This window comes from Bradyrhizobium sp. ORS 375 (assembly GCF_000239775.1).
GTDB lineage: Bacteria > Pseudomonadota > Alphaproteobacteria > Rhizobiales > Xanthobacteraceae > Bradyrhizobium.
This window is the reverse complement of sequence record NZ_CAFI01000111.1, coordinates 1-15,852: the sequence shown is the minus strand read 5'-3', so window position 1 is coordinate 15,852 and position 15,852 is coordinate 1. Positions and strand designations below refer to the sequence as shown.

Annotated in this window: 18 protein-coding genes; 8 read left to right on the top strand and 10 right to left on the bottom strand. The window is 63.0% G+C overall.

The annotated features are described in order from the left end of the window. Positions 1–63: 63 nt before the first annotated feature. The 5 genes from BRAO375_RS38535 to BRAO375_RS09905 all read right to left on the bottom strand — a co-directional run bounded on the left by BRAO375_RS38535 (position 64) and on the right by BRAO375_RS09905 (position 4,203). Positions 64–423 carry a hypothetical protein gene (locus tag BRAO375_RS38535; protein WP_083842456.1) on the bottom strand — a complete coding sequence of 120 codons (360 nt, stop codon included), beginning with the start codon at positions 421–423 and terminating at the stop codon, positions 64–66. A 149-nt stretch (positions 424–572) separates the two neighbouring features. Further along, the gene (locus BRAO375_RS09920; RefSeq protein WP_009027338.1) at positions 573–887 is read right to left on the bottom strand and encodes an EthD domain-containing protein; all 315 of its coding nucleotides are present in this window, start codon (positions 885–887) and stop codon (positions 573–575) included. Between the two features lie 55 nt (positions 888–942). Continuing rightward, positions 943–1,656: an alpha/beta hydrolase family protein gene (locus BRAO375_RS09915; protein WP_009027337.1), complete on the bottom strand. Its 714-nt coding sequence runs from the start codon at positions 1,654–1,656 to the stop codon at positions 943–945. A gap of 171 nt (positions 1,657–1,827) precedes the next feature. Beyond that, a complete protein-coding gene (locus BRAO375_RS09910; RefSeq protein ID WP_009027336.1) occupies positions 1,828–2,271 on the bottom strand; it encodes a hypothetical protein in 444 nt (147 codons plus the stop codon). A 399-nt stretch (positions 2,272–2,670) separates the two neighbouring features. Continuing rightward, positions 2,671–4,203: an acyl-CoA carboxylase subunit beta gene (locus BRAO375_RS09905; RefSeq protein ID WP_009027335.1), complete on the bottom strand. Its 1,533-nt coding sequence runs from the start codon at positions 4,201–4,203 to the stop codon at positions 2,671–2,673. Positions 4,204–4,311: 108 nt separating this feature from the next. Between BRAO375_RS09905 and BRAO375_RS09900 the strand changes: the two genes are divergently transcribed. The 3 genes from BRAO375_RS09900 to BRAO375_RS09890 all read left to right on the top strand — a co-directional run bounded on the left by BRAO375_RS09900 (position 4,312) and on the right by BRAO375_RS09890 (position 7,203). Then, positions 4,312–5,103, top strand: a complete 792-nt coding sequence (locus BRAO375_RS09900; protein ID WP_244423153.1) for an alpha/beta fold hydrolase — start codon at positions 4,312–4,314, stop codon at positions 5,101–5,103. A 233-nt stretch (positions 5,104–5,336) separates the two neighbouring features. Then, positions 5,337–6,542: a M20/M25/M40 family metallo-hydrolase gene (locus BRAO375_RS09895; RefSeq protein ID WP_009027333.1), complete on the top strand. Its 1,206-nt coding sequence runs from the start codon at positions 5,337–5,339 to the stop codon at positions 6,540–6,542. A 115-nt stretch (positions 6,543–6,657) separates the two neighbouring features. Then, positions 6,658–7,203: a GNAT family N-acetyltransferase gene (locus BRAO375_RS09890; RefSeq protein WP_009027332.1), complete on the top strand. Its 546-nt coding sequence runs from the start codon at positions 6,658–6,660 to the stop codon at positions 7,201–7,203. 12 nt (positions 7,204–7,215) lie between these two features. Here BRAO375_RS09890 and BRAO375_RS09885 read toward each other — a convergent pair whose 3' ends face one another. Both BRAO375_RS09885 and BRAO375_RS09880 read right to left on the bottom strand, forming a co-directional pair. Then, complete coding sequence (locus BRAO375_RS09885; RefSeq protein WP_009027331.1) at positions 7,216–7,671, bottom strand: RbsD/FucU family protein; 456 nt, start codon at positions 7,669–7,671, stop codon at positions 7,216–7,218. A 98-nt stretch (positions 7,672–7,769) separates the two neighbouring features. Beyond that, positions 7,770–8,111 carry a hypothetical protein gene (locus BRAO375_RS09880; protein WP_009027330.1) on the bottom strand — a complete coding sequence of 114 codons (342 nt, stop codon included), beginning with the start codon at positions 8,109–8,111 and terminating at the stop codon, positions 7,770–7,772. Between the two features lie 244 nt (positions 8,112–8,355). On the opposite strand from BRAO375_RS09880, the gene BRAO375_RS09875 reads away from it, so the two are divergent. The 4 genes from BRAO375_RS09875 to BRAO375_RS36180 all read left to right on the top strand — a co-directional run bounded on the left by BRAO375_RS09875 (position 8,356) and on the right by BRAO375_RS36180 (position 12,106). Continuing rightward, positions 8,356–8,778 carry a ferritin-like domain-containing protein gene (locus BRAO375_RS09875; protein ID WP_009027329.1) on the top strand — a complete coding sequence of 141 codons (423 nt, stop codon included), beginning with the start codon at positions 8,356–8,358 and terminating at the stop codon, positions 8,776–8,778. 9 nt (positions 8,779–8,787) lie between these two features. Then, complete coding sequence (locus BRAO375_RS09870; RefSeq protein ID WP_083842455.1) at positions 8,788–9,285, top strand: nucleoside deaminase; 498 nt, start codon at positions 8,788–8,790, stop codon at positions 9,283–9,285. 92 nt (positions 9,286–9,377) lie between these two features. Then, positions 9,378–9,785 carry a DUF4174 domain-containing protein gene (locus BRAO375_RS09865; protein ID WP_009027327.1) on the top strand — a complete coding sequence of 136 codons (408 nt, stop codon included), beginning with the start codon at positions 9,378–9,380 and terminating at the stop codon, positions 9,783–9,785. Positions 9,786–10,819: 1,034 nt separating this feature from the next. Continuing rightward, positions 10,820–12,106 carry a DNA sulfur modification protein DndB gene (locus tag BRAO375_RS36180; RefSeq protein WP_009027325.1) on the top strand — a complete coding sequence of 429 codons (1,287 nt, stop codon included), beginning with the start codon at positions 10,820–10,822 and terminating at the stop codon, positions 12,104–12,106. A gap of 464 nt (positions 12,107–12,570) precedes the next feature. Here the strand turns inward: BRAO375_RS36180 and BRAO375_RS37310 are convergent, their stop codons facing one another. From BRAO375_RS37310 to BRAO375_RS09855, 3 genes are all read right to left on the bottom strand, one after another. Continuing rightward, positions 12,571–13,713 (bottom strand): hypothetical protein, encoded by a 1,143-nt coding sequence (locus BRAO375_RS37310; RefSeq protein WP_139031352.1) that lies wholly within the window; start codon positions 13,711–13,713, stop codon positions 12,571–12,573. Further along, positions 13,710–14,159 (bottom strand): hypothetical protein, encoded by a 450-nt coding sequence (locus BRAO375_RS37305; protein ID WP_009027323.1) that lies wholly within the window; start codon positions 14,157–14,159, stop codon positions 13,710–13,712. Before BRAO375_RS37305 ends, BRAO375_RS37310 begins: the two co-directional genes overlap by 4 nt. 321 nt (positions 14,160–14,480) lie before the next feature. Further along, entirely contained in the window at positions 14,481–15,401 is a 921-nt protein-coding gene (locus BRAO375_RS09855; RefSeq protein WP_009027321.1) for a LysR substrate-binding domain-containing protein, read from the bottom strand. A 114-nt stretch (positions 15,402–15,515) separates the two neighbouring features. Here BRAO375_RS09855 and BRAO375_RS09850 point away from each other — a divergent pair. Then, a partial coding sequence (locus BRAO375_RS09850) for a carboxymuconolactone decarboxylase family protein (protein WP_035639822.1) occupies positions 15,516–15,852 on the top strand: 337 nt, incomplete at its 3' end.

Here is a 15,852-nt window from a genome sequence, read left to right as displayed (position 1 = left end):
ATGCGCCGCGGCGCTGCCTGAGTAGTCTCGCAATGGTCCGAAACGTTCGCGCTCGCACCGCCATTACCAATGATGATGCCGGCGCCAGCGGCGGCGCCAATGATGTCGGTGATGGTGGCGCCAGCCCCAATGACGGCGCCGCCAGCCCCAGTGCCGCCGGCGCCAACCCCAATGATGGCCGTGACCGTGGTGACCATGATGGCCGTGGTGTCCCCACCGCACTTGCTCAGGCGCGAGCCGATCGGCTTCATCCTGCGAGCTGACCGCACGATCCAGGTCCTGATGCGCGGCCGCGGGCAGCGCTTCCTTCAACGGCAATGGCGCGAGCGGAGCTGCGATCGTGTCGGTCGTCCTGAGCACGGCACCGACGGCCGCCGTACAGCCGAACCCCAATGCCAGCTTGAGGAAGTTTCGTCGTTCCATCGCGCGCCTCCATGCTTCAACGAGTCAGAGCATGGAAGGATTATTCGTCGGTCACCTGAACGTGAGCTGAACTTGATCGCTGTCGATATGGAGCAATGCGGAGAGAACGTCACGCTTTCGACCAAGTCGCAGCGCGCCTGGCCGGCCGCTCAGCCGTCGACCACCTGCGCCAACACAAGACTTTCGCGCGTTCGCGTCACCTCGGGCCAGTCACGATTGAAGTCGATGATCAGCCGCTTCATCTCCTCGCCGCTGACGGCGCGCTCCATCGCAGCGACATCGTCGAACTGATACATCGCTTGATGCACCGCGGGATCGGTGAGGCTCCACACCCGCCACGCCTTGCGCACGCCGAAGCTCTTGATCGCGTCGGGCAGATGAACGTCGCGGTACCAGCGATCGAATGCGTCCCGCCGCGAGGGATCCGGTACGGTGGCGCGCACGACGAAGATGGCTGACGGCATGTTGTTTCCTCCGGACAGGTTGGTCTTGTCGGAGAGTCTAGCCGCAATCCGTCGCTCAGCGAAATCCCGCAGCAAGACTGACGACCTGGCCATCGAGGCCGTTGAAACCGTGATGCCCGCGGGCTTGGCAGGGATCGCCCTCCTCCGCGCCGCCGGACAGCCACTTCACGCGGGCACGGCCGCCGGACCATTTGATGAAGGGATCGACGCCGGCAGGCAGCGTGACCTTGCAGGCGTCGCTGGTGTGATGGATGACCAGCGTGCGCGGCAGCGCCGACGGGGAGCCGAGGATCGACATCACGTTCGATGAACTGCCGGACTCCGGACTGAGGAAGCCCGAGGTCAGGACCAGCGCGTCCGGCCGGGCGCCGCGGGCGATCCCCTCCGCCGCCCTGATCGTGCCGCGGCTGGTGCCGATCACCGTCACCGGCCTCTTGAGGGCGGACATGTAGTCGACGGCGGCCTTCAGGTCGGTGTTATAGTCCGCCACCATGACGGCGAGACCGCGCGCGGCATACGCATTGCGGGTGCGCACCAGCTGGTTGCCGAGCAGGCCGTGAATGTCGCCGTGATCGCCGACATTGATGGCGCCGTCGCCGCCAGGCAGCAGGATCACGCTGGCCCGGATCGCCTTCGGCCGGATCAGCGCCACGCGTGAGCCGCCGACGCTGACGGTCTCATCGGCGCCGGCCGCGCCGGCCAAAGCCGCCAGCAGCGTGAGCGCCAACCCGATCCGCATGACCACGCGACACGTGTTCATTCTGATCATCGAAGCCTCCGCCAGCCGACTCGGCTCGCGAAGACTAGCAAATTAATACGAGGCCCGGAGTGCCTAGGAGTCCGGGCCTCGTCACCTCGCGACCTCGCGCGAGCGAAGCCGGTCGGTATCTCTCAAACTAGGCGGACAAGACGGATGTCCGCCTTGCGCTGGCTCAACAGCTCAATAACAGCGCGTGATGGTGACGGTGTGATCGCCGCCGCGGCGTCCTGGTACCGTCACGCTCTGCATCGGGCAGCTCGAGACGTAGGGCCGGTCGGAGGGGACGACGTTCGGCGGATAGCGGTGCGCCCAGTCCCAGGGGACATCGTAGGTATAGGTGTAACGCACATCCGCCGAGGTGTGCTCAGGGATCTGCTGCGGCACGGGTTCGTTATACCCGCCATAGGCAAATGCGCCGGCGGCCGGCAGATAGGCGCGCGGACCGCGGAAATGATGACGAACCGGAGGATGGCCGGGTGGAACGACGTGACCAGGCGCGACCGGCGCGGCGGCCACGGCGCCTGACCGGGCGGACGCAGCTTCGGCTGAAAGCATCACCACGGCGGCGGCCGCGCAAGCCAGCCCGATTCCGGACGTCCGAACTGCCGATGTTCTATCAGCCATGATACGCCACTCCACCTCTACTCACTCACCTGCCTGCCTGCCCAATAAAGCTAGGCCAGCGGCCCAGTTCCGGCAAACGCGTCGTTAAAGGTTAGTTAAGCCGTAAGCTTAACGCCAGGGCCGCGAACGGCGCCCGATTGCCGCATTCTGCCATGATGCCAAGCACAACAATCCGGAGCGGTGCGCGAGGCCCCTGGATTGCGTCGTCTCTGCTCTTCTCGCAATGACGGCAGGTGCGGCGGGCTTTCACCCCTGTGTACCCGCAGGGGTACGGGCAATGGAGCCCTGCGCGCGCCGCGATCTCCGTCATTGCGAGCGCAGCGAAGCCATCCAGGGCCGCGCCCACCGCTCGCAACAACTTTGCCGCCCCCCCCACCGGACGACGAGTCAGGTGGACGCCTAAAGCGGCAGGTTGTCGTGCTTCTTCGCCGGCATCTCCATCTTCTTGTCGCGCAGCATGGCGAGCGCCCGCGCGATGCGGCGGCGGGTGGAATGCGGCATGATAACGTCGTCGATATAGCCACGCTCGGCGGCGATGAAGGGCGACAGGAAGCGGTCCTCGTACTCCTTGGTGCGTGCGGCGATCTTCTCCGGGTCCGCCATGTCGGCGCGGAAGATGATCTCGACCGCGCCCTTGGCGCCCATCACCGCGATTTGCGCCGTCGGCCAGGCGTAGTTCATGTCGGCGCCGATCTCCTTCGACGCCATGACGTCGAAGGCGCCGCCATAGGCCTTGCGGGTGATGACGGTGACGAGCGGCACCGTGCACTGCGAGTACGCGAACAGCAGCTTCGCGCCATGCTTGATCAGGCCGCCATATTCCTGCGCCGTGCCCGGCAGGAAGCCTGGCACGTCGACGAAGGTGACGATCGGAATGTTGAAGGCGTCGCAGAAGCGCACGAAGCGCGCCGCCTTGCGCGAAGCGTCGCTGTCGAGCACGCCCGCCAGCACCATCGGCTGGTTGGCGACGAAGCCGACGGTGCGGCCAGCGATGCGGCCGAAGCCGGTGACGATGTTCTTGGCAAAGCCTTCCGCGATCTCGAAGAAGTCGCCCTCGTCGACGACCTTCAGGATCAGCTCCTTCATGTCGTAGGGCTTGTTCGGATTGTCCGGGATCAGTGTGTCCAAGGACATGTCGACGCGCTCGATGTCGTCGAAGCTCGGCCATTCCGGCACGCCGTCTGAATTGTTCGACGGCAGGAAGTCGATCAGTCGGCGCATCTGCAGCAGCGTCTCGACGTCGTTGTCGAAGGCGCCGTCGGCGATCGAGGAGCGCGTCGCATGCACCGAGGCGCCGCCGAGCTCCTCGGCGGTCACGACCTCGTTGGTCACGGTCTTCACGACGTCCGGGCCGGTGACGAACATGTAGCTGGTGTTCTTCACCATGAAGATGAAGTCGGTCATGGCCGGCGAATAGACGTCACCGCCCGCGCACGGGCCCATGATGACCGAGATCTGCGGGATCACGCCGGACGCCAGTACGTTGCGGCGGAACACGTAGGAATAGCCCGCGAGCGCCGCGACCCCCTCCTGGATGCGGGCGCCGCCGGCGTCATAGAGGCCGATGATCGGCGCGCGCGCCTTCATCGCCATGTCCTGCAGCTTGGTGATCTTCAGCGCGTGGGTCTCGGAGAGCGAGCCGCCGAACACGGTGAAGTCCTTGGCGAAGACGAAGGTCTTGCGGCCGTTGACCGTGCCCCAGCCGGTGACGACGCCGTCGCCGGGAACCTTGGTCTTCTCCATCCCGAACTCGGTCGAGCGATGCTCGACGAACATGTCGAACTCCTCGAACGAGCCCTTGTCGAGCAAGAGTTCGATGCGCTCGCGCGCCGTCAGCTTGCCGCGCGCATGCTGCGCCTCGATGCGCTTCTCGCCGCCGCCGAGCTTCGCGCCTTTGCGGCGCTCCTCGAGGGTGTCCAGGATGTCCTTCATGCGCGTCCGCCCGTTCCCATGTCGTGAGTGTTGGCGGCCTTCTAACACGGCTGTTTCGGAACCGAAAAGCCGCTTTCGGTCGTGCAAGGCTGCCTCCCACAGCTCGGAATGAATCGCGAATTCAGGGGCATGGACCCGACGCGCGGGATTTGGAACGGCCATGTCGGCCGCCGGTTCGATCTCTTTGCCCGCCCCTGTCCTGAGCTCTGTCGCATGCTGCCCAACCCTCTTCCCCCCGACGAACTCCGCCCCCGGCGCATCGATGGCCGCGATCCACGCGGCGCGATCTACTTCCTGCCCTGGGGCATAGACTTCGGCACCGCGCGCTGGCTCGGCCTCCTCGGCGGGCGCGACTGGCAGGCCTGCTACCGGCTGGCGGACGCGATGGTCAGCCCCAATCCCGAGGTGTGCGCGGGCTGCATCGCAGCCATCGAACGCGACGTGATCCGGCTCGCGGCGCGCAATGGCCCGCCGTCGCGGCTGGTCGGCTTCAGCCTGGGCAGCGTGCCGGCCACGTTGATGGCCGGCCGGCTCGGCCGCCCGGTCTGGAGCTTCGCCTCGGCCGACCGCGGCGAGCTGATGATCTGGTCGAGCCCGGCCGCGCACGCCATCCGCCGCGAGGCCGAGCGGCGCGGCTTTCGACGCGACGATTTCGCCGCGGCGCTCCATCGCTACAACCCGATTCAGTGGATCGATCGCGTCGCGCCGGACAGCCGCGTCGTCGTCGGCCGCTTCGACCGGCTGGTGCCGCGCGCCCGCGGTCAGGCACTGCTCGACCGCGCCCGGCGGCGCATCGTTGGGGATCATCTTCTCGAGCTGCCGCTCGGCCATGTCGCGGTGCTCGCGGCGAGCGGCTTCCTGCAGCGGCGCTGGCTGCGGGCGGAGGCGATGCGGCGGTGAACGATGGACATGACTGAGTGATATCGCGGCTGTCGGCGCAATTGATTAGCTCGCGACAAACCGGCTCGATGGGCACTCGATGCATGCAGGATTGAAGGTCGCGTAGCGTCGTGACGCACCGGGCATAACGGGTCCATAGAGCCGGGCGGCATCGCGTGCACGATGCTCGGCCCTCCTTGCACATCCATGCCCTTGGCGCGATGCTGCCGCATCGCTCACCTCAAGGATTCGTCATGTCCGTCGACACCGCCGCCGCTACCGATCGTCTGATGCGTTTCCTCGCCGTGCAGGGCGTGACCGGACAGGAGAAGGCGATCGGGCGGGAGATCATGGCGGCGCTGAAGCAGGCCGGCGTGCCGGCCAAGGCGATGCGGCTGGACGATGCCAATACGCGGATTCCGTTGCCGACGGAGACCGGCAATCTGATCGTCGAGCTGCCCGGGCGCGGCACCCGGCACAATCAGCCGCGGCTCATGTTCATGACCCACATGGACACGGTGCCGCTGTGCGCCGGCGCGCAGCCAAAGATCGCGGGGCGCAAGATCGTCAACCAGGCCAGGACCGCGCTCGGCGGCGACAATCGCTGCGGCTGCGGCATTCTCGTGACGCTCGCGGCCGAGCTCGTCCGGCAAAAGCTCGATCATCCGCCGATCACGCTCCTGTTCTGCGTGCGCGAGGAGAGCGGGCTCTACGGCGCGCGCCACGTCAAGACGGACGACCTCGGCGGGCCGGAGATGGCGTTCAATTTCGACGGCAGCTCCGCCTCGTCGGTCACCATCGGAGCCGTCGGTGCCGACCGCTGGGAGGTCGAGATCTTCGGCCGCGCCTCGCATGCCGGCGTCGCGCCGGAGCGCGGCATCAGCGCCACCATGATCCTGGCGCTTGCGCTTGCCGACGTCAAAGCCGGCGGCTGGTTCGGAAAGGTGGTGAAGGGCAAGGGCAAGGACGCCAAGCTTGGGACCAGCAATGTCGGCCCGGTCACCGGCGGCGAAGGCCGCCCCGCGGGCGACGCCACCAACGTCGTCACCGACTACGTCCATGTCCGCGGCGAATGCCGCAGCCACGACGCCAAGTTCATCCGCGAGATCACCAAGGCCTACAAGGCGGCGTTCGAGAAGGCCGCCAAGCAGGTCACCAACAGCGAGGGCAAGTCCGGCCGCGTGAAGTTCAAGGCCGAGACCGACTATCATCCGTTCCGGATGAAGGAGACCCTGCCCGTCGTGAAGCGCGCCACCGCCGCCGTGTCCTACATCGGCGCCACGCCCTCCTTGCGCGCCGGCAATGGCGGGCTCGACGCCAACTGGATGGTCCGCCACGGCATCCCCACCGTCACCTTCGGCACCGGCCAGAACGAGCCGCATACGATCGACGAGTGGATCAACCTCGATGAGTACGACCGCGCCTGCGCGCTGGCGGTGCGGCTGGCCACGATGGACTGAGTGGCATTCAGCCGCGCTGCCGTCGTCGCGTCAGACGGCGGTAAGCTTCACCGCGCTCAGATCGCCGCGCCCGGCGGCGGTGGATCGCCGGGGCAGCCGTGCAGCGAGGACAGCTTTGAGACACGACAGCGAACACGACCGCGTGACCCTCGAGGTCGCAGACAAGCGCGATCTGCCGGCCTTCAAGCAGGAATTGCAGGAGGCCTTCTCGGTCGCATTGATGGACGAGATCGGCTCGGCCCCGGAACAGGCGATCCCCTCCGACGACGATATCGAGGAGTCGTTCACCGCGCCGGGCGCTGCGACCTATCATGTCCTGCTGGACGGGACACGCGTCGGCGGCGTCGTCCTGACCATCGATCCGGTCTCGCAGCACAACTCGCTCGACCTGTTCTACATCTCGATCCGGCAGCATGGCCGCGGCATCGGGCAGCGCGCATGGCGGGCGATCGAGGCGCGCTATCCCGACACCCGGGTCTGGCAGACGTTCACGCCCTATTTCGAGAAGCGCAACATCCACTTCTACGTCAATAAATGCGGCTTCCGGATCGTCGAATACTACAACGCCCACAACCCGCTGCCGCACCGGCCGCCGCTCGAGGGGATGCCCGGCGACGGCGACTTCTTCCGCTTCGAGAAGATCATGCGGCAGGAACGTTGAGGCTCCTCGGCCTCACGCCGCCTCCGGCGGGATCACGCCCTTGCTGAAGATGAAGCAGCCGTAGAACCGGCGCTCGCCGGTGGCGATGACACAGTACGCGCTCTTGGCCATCTCGTAGAACGCGTAGCGCTCGACACCGACCAGGGGCCACGGCTTGCCCTCGGCGCGGTCGATCACCGCCTGCACCTCCTGCTGCACCTCGGTCACCTCCTGCGGGTGGCCCACGACCTCCATGCGCACGGCGGCATCGTCCACGAAAGTGTCGAGCGGCAGCACCGACAGCACTGCCTGGACCGCGCGCGCCGCGCTGACATTGTCGATGCGCAGCAGCTCGCCGAACACCGTCTGCCGCGCGATCGCGTCGGCCGGAAAGTTGGTGTCGCAGATCACCAGACGGTCGCCATGGCCCATCGCGCGAAGCGCATAGAGCACGTCGGCATTGAGCAGCGGATCGATCCCCTTGAGCATATGGTCTCCCTGTCATTCCTTTCGAGCGGACCATGAGAGCGGTCCATTCGCCCAGGGCGACGGCAGCAAGCCCCCGTCGCGCCATCATCCCTTGCGAGTTACGCGCTGCGCCCCTCGCCGACCAGCCGCAGATCGATCCGGCCGATCAGCTCCGAGCGCAAGGCTTCGGCGTCGGCCATTGTCGCCATGGTCTGCCGCAACGTGCTGACGTTCGAGCCGAGCGAGACGATGCCGCCGAGCACCGCGGCGATCGCGCCGAGCAGCACCGTGGCATTGGAGCCGAGCAGGCCGAGCACCGCGCCGAGCAGCAAGGCGGCGCCGGCTGAAATCAAGATCTTCGAGGCCAGGATGATCTTTCGACAGCGCTCGGCCATGTCGGCAAGCTGCTCGATCCGCGCCTCGATCAGGGCGATTTGTCCGCCCGGGTCGTCCTCATCCATCACTCGCGCTATCCCTCAGCACCTCAGCGCCGACAGCATGTCCCGATCATGCCGCCCGTCGCGCGGCGCGAGCCTACGATGCCGCCCTCACGCGAGCAACCATCCGCGGCCTGGCATGACCGTGCACGCCACATCCGGATGCGCGCCGACATCCTCCCCCGCGTCCGAAGGGTGCGGGCCCGGAACAAAGCCGGCGAAACCGGATTGTCGTGGTCGAAATTCCACCATAACCCGCGAGGCGACCATGGCTGCCGACAGCCTGAAGACACTGCACACGTCCCTGATCGATGCGCGCAACGGCTATCAGGAAGCCGCCAGGGACGCCGAAACGCCGGCGCTCAAGGCGCTGTTCGCCGAGATGATCGCGCTCAAGGAGCGGGATCACGCCGAGCTGCATGACGCGCTCCGGCGGATGGGCGAGACGCCGGACGAGTCGGGGTCCTTCATGTCTACCGTGCACCAGACGGTCATCCGCGTCCGCTCCGCGGTGACGGGCCTCGGCACCAATGCGCTGTCGTCCTTCGTCAGCGGCGAAGAGCAGATCCTCAGCCAGTACGATGACGCGCTGAAGGAGTGCGCCAGCGAGGCCGCGATCACGGCCACGCTGACCCGGCAGCGCCAGTCCCTGCAGGCGAAGATCGCGCAGATGAAGCAGCTTGCAGCCTGAGCGCCTGCCGTGCCGAACCTGAAAACCGACGAGCACTTCATGCAGGAGGCGATCAAGGTCGCCACGCAAGACGGCGCTGACCCGTCGCTGTCGCCGATCGGCTGCGTGATCGTGCTGGGCTCCGAGATCATCGCCGCCGAGCGCAACCACGTCGCCGCCAAGCACGACGCCACCGCGCATGCCGAGATCGAGGCCATCCGCGCCGCCGGCCGCGGCTTCGACGACGGCGAGCTGCGCGGCGCCACGCTCTACACCACGCTGCAGCCGTGCGGCATGTGCACCATGGCCACGATCTGGAGCAAGGTCGGCCGCATCGTGTTCGGCGCCGGCCGCGACGACGTGCACCAGATGTATTTCGAGGCGCGCCATGTCGACACGCTCAAATTCGTCGCGAACGCCTATCGCGACGACATCACGATCGAAGGCGGCGTCCTGCGGGAGGCCTGCAGCAAGCTGTATTACCGGCCCTGGGACGATGTCCCGATCGAGGACCAGGGCAACCGCTAGAGCGGGCCGCGGTCTCTGGGCGGAGGTACGCGACCGGAGATCCAGCCCGCTGCCGCCGCCGTTCAGGCAACAGCCACCAGGAGGTCTCGACCATGCGGCGGCATCTGCTCACGACCGCGATCCTCGCAGGACTTATCGCCATGCCGCACCCGAGTGACGCTTCCCCGCTCGACCGGTACAAATGGAAGAACCGCCTTCTGGTCGTGACCGGCCCCGACGGCGCCGCAGCACAGCAGCAGCGCCGGGTCTACGACGCTGCCAAAGCCGGCATGTCCGAGCGCGCGATCGTGCTGCTCGAGGCCGTTGACGACAGCGCCGCGTCTCGCGAGCTCCGCGCGGCGCTCGGCAGCGACGTCAGCCGCTTCAAGGTCACGCTGATCGGCAAGGATGGCCACACGGTCTTCGCGTCGGACACGCCGATCTCGGCCGACGCGCTGTTCAAACGCGTCGATGCGATGCCGATGCGGCAGGACGAGATGCGGCGTAACAGGTCGCGATGAAACACGGCGCGCGGCGGCGCGGTTGGATCGCGCCGACCGGATGAGCTGCAGCGCCAGAGCCTCGGTGTCTTGTGCACCGTCAACGTCGTGCCCCCGTGCACGCCGGCGTCACGGCAGGATTTCTCCACGTGTCAAACAGCAGGCATGACTGAGCCGCCTCGCGGCCGCATGCGCCCGAGTTGTGCGATCGATCGACCTCTCCTTTGAAGAAGAGGCGCAGGGAAGACCGGGTATCGGCTGACACCCGCGGTCCGCGTGCAGCAGATAAGCACGCGGCAGAACCACAGGTTCAGCCCAATATCCGGCCTTCCCTGCGCGACGGTTTTGCGGGTTATAGGCGCTCTCCCCGGGGACCGGCTGTCTTGCCCCCGTCACCAGTGGATCATCATCCCCACCGGCTTGGTCTCAGCGTCGGGAGACCAGGACCACACCATTTCGCCGTCGTCTCGCTCCGTTCGTCGGCACGGGCTTTTGACACCCGGCTGTAGAGCAACGCGCCCGTCGCCTCTCCGGCTCGACGCTTCATGACGATCGCGAAACGTCCCTCTTCAGCGAGCCGGGATGCGCGAGAATGTGGAGGTGATTTGCCCGACGAGGCAAGGGAGGAGTGCGCGACAAACTGGCACGACGGGCAGTTGCCGCATGCGGGGATGCAGGGATTGCCCGTCGGGCGATGATCCGTGGACAACGGGGGATCCGTGCGTAGCATTCGCCGTCGCCACGTCGCGACCAACCGACCAAGACCAACTTTCTCAATCGCGGCGATGGGAGCCAACGAGTGTCGTGCACTGTCACCGCACCGACGGCCTCGCGCGCTTCCGAGTTGTCTGTGCCCATCGGGAGCGATGCCCGCAAGAAGCTGGCCGAAGTTAAGCCTCAACAATCGGACCAGTGGCCTTGCCTGAAGAAGACAACCCCCAAGCCCAACCTGCCTGATGCACTATTCTCCCTTGACGGCACACGCAAAGACGATTTTTACTCCACCACCAGTGGTTTAGATTCTGCTCTGTACTTTCCCATGTGAGATTTAAAGCATGAAGTCCACTTCCTCTGTAGCTGGATTTCTCGACAAACCCAAAACAGGGGCCCGAGGAACACTGTATCGCGGACGATTTGTATGCGAGCACGTTCAGTGGACTGGATCCTCTTCCGATCTGCTTGGCACGTTCACGATTACGATCGAGGAACTTGCCGATGCTGCCGAAAGTCGACTCCTATGGACCGATCAAGCTGTTCAAAGAGGTATTCAACCGCACATCGACCCAGCACCACCTCGCGAACTCTGCTTGGCTGACGGATACCCCGACCCGAAGAAGTATGTATTCGATGCCTCAAACGCTGATGACATCACCGAAAAGCTCCTTAACGGGGAAAAGCTATTTCTGAGCCCTCTAATCTGGAATCTTCGCCCAGGAACGTTTGAGGCGTACTGGGACGAAGAGGAAACCGCACTATACATCTACTCGGGAAACATCTACCTGCCGGACTCTCATCATAGACATCAAGCAATTCTCAAAGCGGTTCGCACCTGGCGCTCAGCAAAAAAAGACTATCCAAAGTTTTTAGGCGACCGCGAATTCAAAATCGAACTTTACTTTTTAACAAAAGAAGACGAGGGCAACTACTTTTTCGACAAGAACCAACGACCGAAACCAACTGCCAAATCCAAGGCATACGACCTAACCACTCAAGACGATCTATCGCTATTGGCTAAGCTAGTCATAGAGCGGTCTAAAAACTTGAGCGGAAACGTCAATCGCGTTACTGATCGTCTTATAGCCAGCAATTTTCAAGTAATAACTCTTTCTACGCTTCGCGAGATGATGAATTCGTTCGCAAGCACAGATTCATTGGACGAGTCTGAATTAGACGGCCTAGCGACCGTTGCTGCCGAATTTTACGATCTGCTTGTCACCGTGCGGCCGGAACTAGGAATATTAGCTCAACCAGATAGACGGAAAGTGCGCGAAAACCTTGTCGTGGATTCTGCGGTCATGATGCACGGATTTGCCGCCCTTATGAAAGATTTCAACAATGATCTAGCAGAAATGGGGACCATCAAGGCAAGGAGGGAATGGGCAAAGAAAGTAAAATGCTTCAGCGCAGAAAGGCAATACAGGTTTAGGCAGTGGAAAGGCGACCTATTCGCGAAGGCAAATCCACTTTGGCGCGCCGTCGGGGTGGTGAAACACGGTCGAGATTCACGAAGACTGACCGTCCTGAATACAGGGGCTGCTCGCGGAGAGTGCGGGCGCGTCCTTAGACAGCTTGTAGCGGCACCACAAACGACGTCAGACCTCAGCTTTCTGGCGCAGCGATAGAGCATAAAATGCCAGCAAACCGGGAGTCGCTTCTTGCTGGACGAAACAACCAACCGCTATCAAGCGACGAGGTTCGGAGAGCAACGAACACCTTTCTTGGCCTCGATCCATCGGCTCCGATACGACATGAGGCCACATCCCGAACTCGATTTCAGGTTATTTACGAAGAGAGTGAAACAGTAGCCGAGATTGTTTTCGGACCAGATATTTACCCAGGCACAAGCGTAATCGACCCCAACTCCTCTTTAAGCATGCAAGCCGCGGCCGCTCATGAGCTGTGCCACTACTATCGATGGCGCGACAAAACAGAACTAGAAGAAGAACAGCTAATGCACGTAGATGAAGCGCTAACTAGCTTAGAAGCTGCACTACGCTTTCCAAAGCTTGGCGAGCACGATATCCGACAGCTCGTATCGGATGCAATTCAACGTCTACAGCTTTACATTCAAAATCGACGCTAACCGCTAAACCGCGATTACATCCACCCTGTCCCTTGTGACCGCTGTTGCTATACGCTGATAGCGCTTTGAAGTCTGATAGCCGCGCACGGCGTGAACGGCTTCTTCGACAAGAGGAAACCAAGAACCTGCCCGATAAAGAAAGACTGAGTCATCGGTTTCGGCTAGCACGCCCGCCTCGATACTCGACATTGAAAGCACCCTCCCGGGTGGACCCCTCCGAATTGGATGTACCCTAACGTGAGGGGCGGCCAGATCGGAGTCCATAAATCTCGCCAGGGTCGGCGGACCGTTCAATTTGAACTGCCAAAGCGAACGATTGAAAAGAAATACGCCTCTAGTCACGTCGGCGGCCATTATGGAATTCAATTGCTCTGCTTCGGACTGGAACGCAATGCCGGCAACATCCCCGAGGTGCAGATTTCCGTCCATTACGGATTCATCCAGATGTTCCTCCGTCTTCTCCCTCCTATCCTCAGCTGACACCGTTGAATAGAACTGGATGCGATTTCTCCCCGCAAGATTTGTGATGGCGCGACCGCTGATCGTAAGTCCGAACGAAGACTCCGCAAACTGCCCAAAGTTTATCGTCCACCGACCATCTGGAGCATCGGCACCCAAACCGATTAGTCCACCAGATAGCCCGCACGCCGCTCCGACCGCTCCAAAACGACAATGAAATGCTCGAGCTGGCCTATCAGAAACTGTGCGCCTTTCCAACGGCCTCGAGAGAGACCTCCCCCTAGCAAACTCCTGCATGTCAGATCGCCCCATGGCAGAAACCTGCAGGATATTAGAATCCGTTCCCACGTATGCTCGCCCGTAGTAGAAGCGGACATCGAGGAGGCTCCGAAAATCTAACTCCTTCTCGCAAATGTAGGAGTATCGATCTACGTCCTCTGAAGATACTTCGTAGGCACCTCCCTCCGATAGAAGTTCCCTTGCCCTATTTTGGGTAGGGCCGAGTTGGCTTAGAAGTCGATTATCGGAAAATAGAGCTATTGCTGCCTCGCCGTCACCGTTGAGGCGCTCAGTGCAAAATGAAGCTAAATCGAAAGCGCGGATAGTCCCATCTTCGGAAAAGAGCCAAAGGAAATCGAAATAAAGATACGCCTCTACATACTTACCCAACAGAGAAAGGCGTTTCATATTTTTCCCCTTCTCATTCGCTTGGCAGTTAGATTGTCTACGGTTTTGTCGGCCTCCCAAATTCTAATCACGTCCTCTGGAATTTCATAACTTTCGTCATCGCTAGGCGCAACGGGATAGCCATGCCAAGGGCCCGGGTGATTATCGCAACGAGGGAAGAATGCAACGCGCTCCCCTCGTACACCGACTACGACACCTGCATTGAATCCGACCCACCAAAGATCACCTCTTACTGATAACCAGCCACAAAAATCACTACTGTCGAAAAGCGACGCTTCGTCCTCTAAGGAAAGGTTTTTGCTCCAAATCGTTTTCCCGGGCTTCAGCTTGCTCTGTCGATGATAGTTCAACGATTTGTAGGTTCGCCCGCCCGGCGGGTGTGACTTACTCTTCTCACGCGTATACCCAAACACCGTGCCGTCGGATTGAACATCGAGTTTCTTCAAATGTCCCTCCCGCAGCTTGAGGCATGCTTGTGAATTTACGCAGGCTCAGAAGCTCGTCGGCCCCTACTCCCACTCGATTATCTTGCGCGTCACTAACGTATTGATACGAAACGCTTTTACCGGCATGCCACATCGGGACGCCGATGGCGAGACCGACCATTTTCTTTGGTCTTGATTCCACAGGAATATTTTGCGGGGGCATGCCGGGCCTCTCTTCATCAACTATCGGCTGCTATTGCCGGAACAGCAACAAGTCGTTTGTTAGTTCGCTGCAGAAAAGCGCATCACCCTTGGCAAAGGCGCGCGATCACCTCGTGCTGCTCATGTCCTCCCGAGGGAGTCTTCGATTTTAGTCAGCGCAAGGCTCAGCCTTGGCGCGACGAAATCCAGAAAGGCCCGGCGCTTGAGCGGCTGGACCGGCTGGGGCTGGTGCACGAGGTTGACCGGCGTTGGACGATCGTCATGCTGGTGCAGGATCTGCACCAGCCGCCCGTCAGCGATCGCCGGCGCGACCTGGTAGGACATCAGGCGCGCGACGCCCAGGCCGGCAGCCGCTGCCTCCACCCCCGCGTCGGCCGTGTTGACCGAAAATCGCGGCTTGATCGGCACCCTGTGTTCGCCGGCGCCAATGCCAAACGTCCAGCTTCGATACGTCTGCAAGCCTTCGAAGGCGATGCAATCATGATCGCGCAGAGCCTCGAGGTCTTCGGGCTCGCCGCGGCGGGCGAGGTAGTCCGGACTGGCGCTGAGGATCCAGCGCACATGGCCGACCTGGCGGCTGATCAGCTGGCTGTCGGGCATACGGCCGATGCGGACCGCGACGTCGACATGCGCCTCGACGAGATCGATGACGTGGTCCGACAGGATCAGCCGCACGCTGAGCGGCGGATAGGCAGCGAGAAACGCATGGACGAGCGGCGCGACATGAAGCTTGCCGAACATGATCGGCGCCGTCACCAGCAACTCGCCGCGCGGTTCGCGATACTCGCCGCTGGCCGCGCGCTCCGCTTCGGCCAGGTCGTCGAGCAGGCGCCGCGCCACAGCCGCGAAGGCTTCGCCGGCTTCGGTCAGGATCAGCTTGCGGCTGGTCCGCACCAAGAGCCGCGCGCCGAGATGCGCCTCCAGCTCGGACATCCAGCGACTGACCGTCGGCAGCGGCACGCCGAGCGCACGGGAGGCCGCCGACAGGCTGCCGCCATCCACCGCCGCCACAAGCGTCCGCATCGCTTCGAAGCGGTCCATCATTCTTCCAATAAATGAAACCTTGGCTCTCGAGAATAGCCGCTACCGCTCAAAAATGGAAGAACGTAGATGAGGGTCATTAGCCAGCACGGCTGCCACGAGAAGGACCTTCCGATGACCCGCATCCCGACCCCCGCCACCATCGCCGACGCGCCCGAAGCCTCGCGTCCTGTGCTTGAAGGCGTCGCCAAGCAGCTCGGCAGCACGCCGAACATGTTCCGCGCCATCGCGCTCAGCCCGCAGGCGCTCTCAGGCTATCTCGCTTTGTCCGGCGCGCTCGGCAAGGGCTCGCTGCCCGCCGCGACGCGTGAGCGGATCGCCCTGGCGGTGGCTGAAATCAACGGCTGCAGCTACTGCCTCTCGGCCCACACCTATCTCGGCCGCAACCTCGCCGGGCTGGACGACGCGGAGATCACCGCCAACCGCAACGGCGCGTCGAACGATCCGAAGG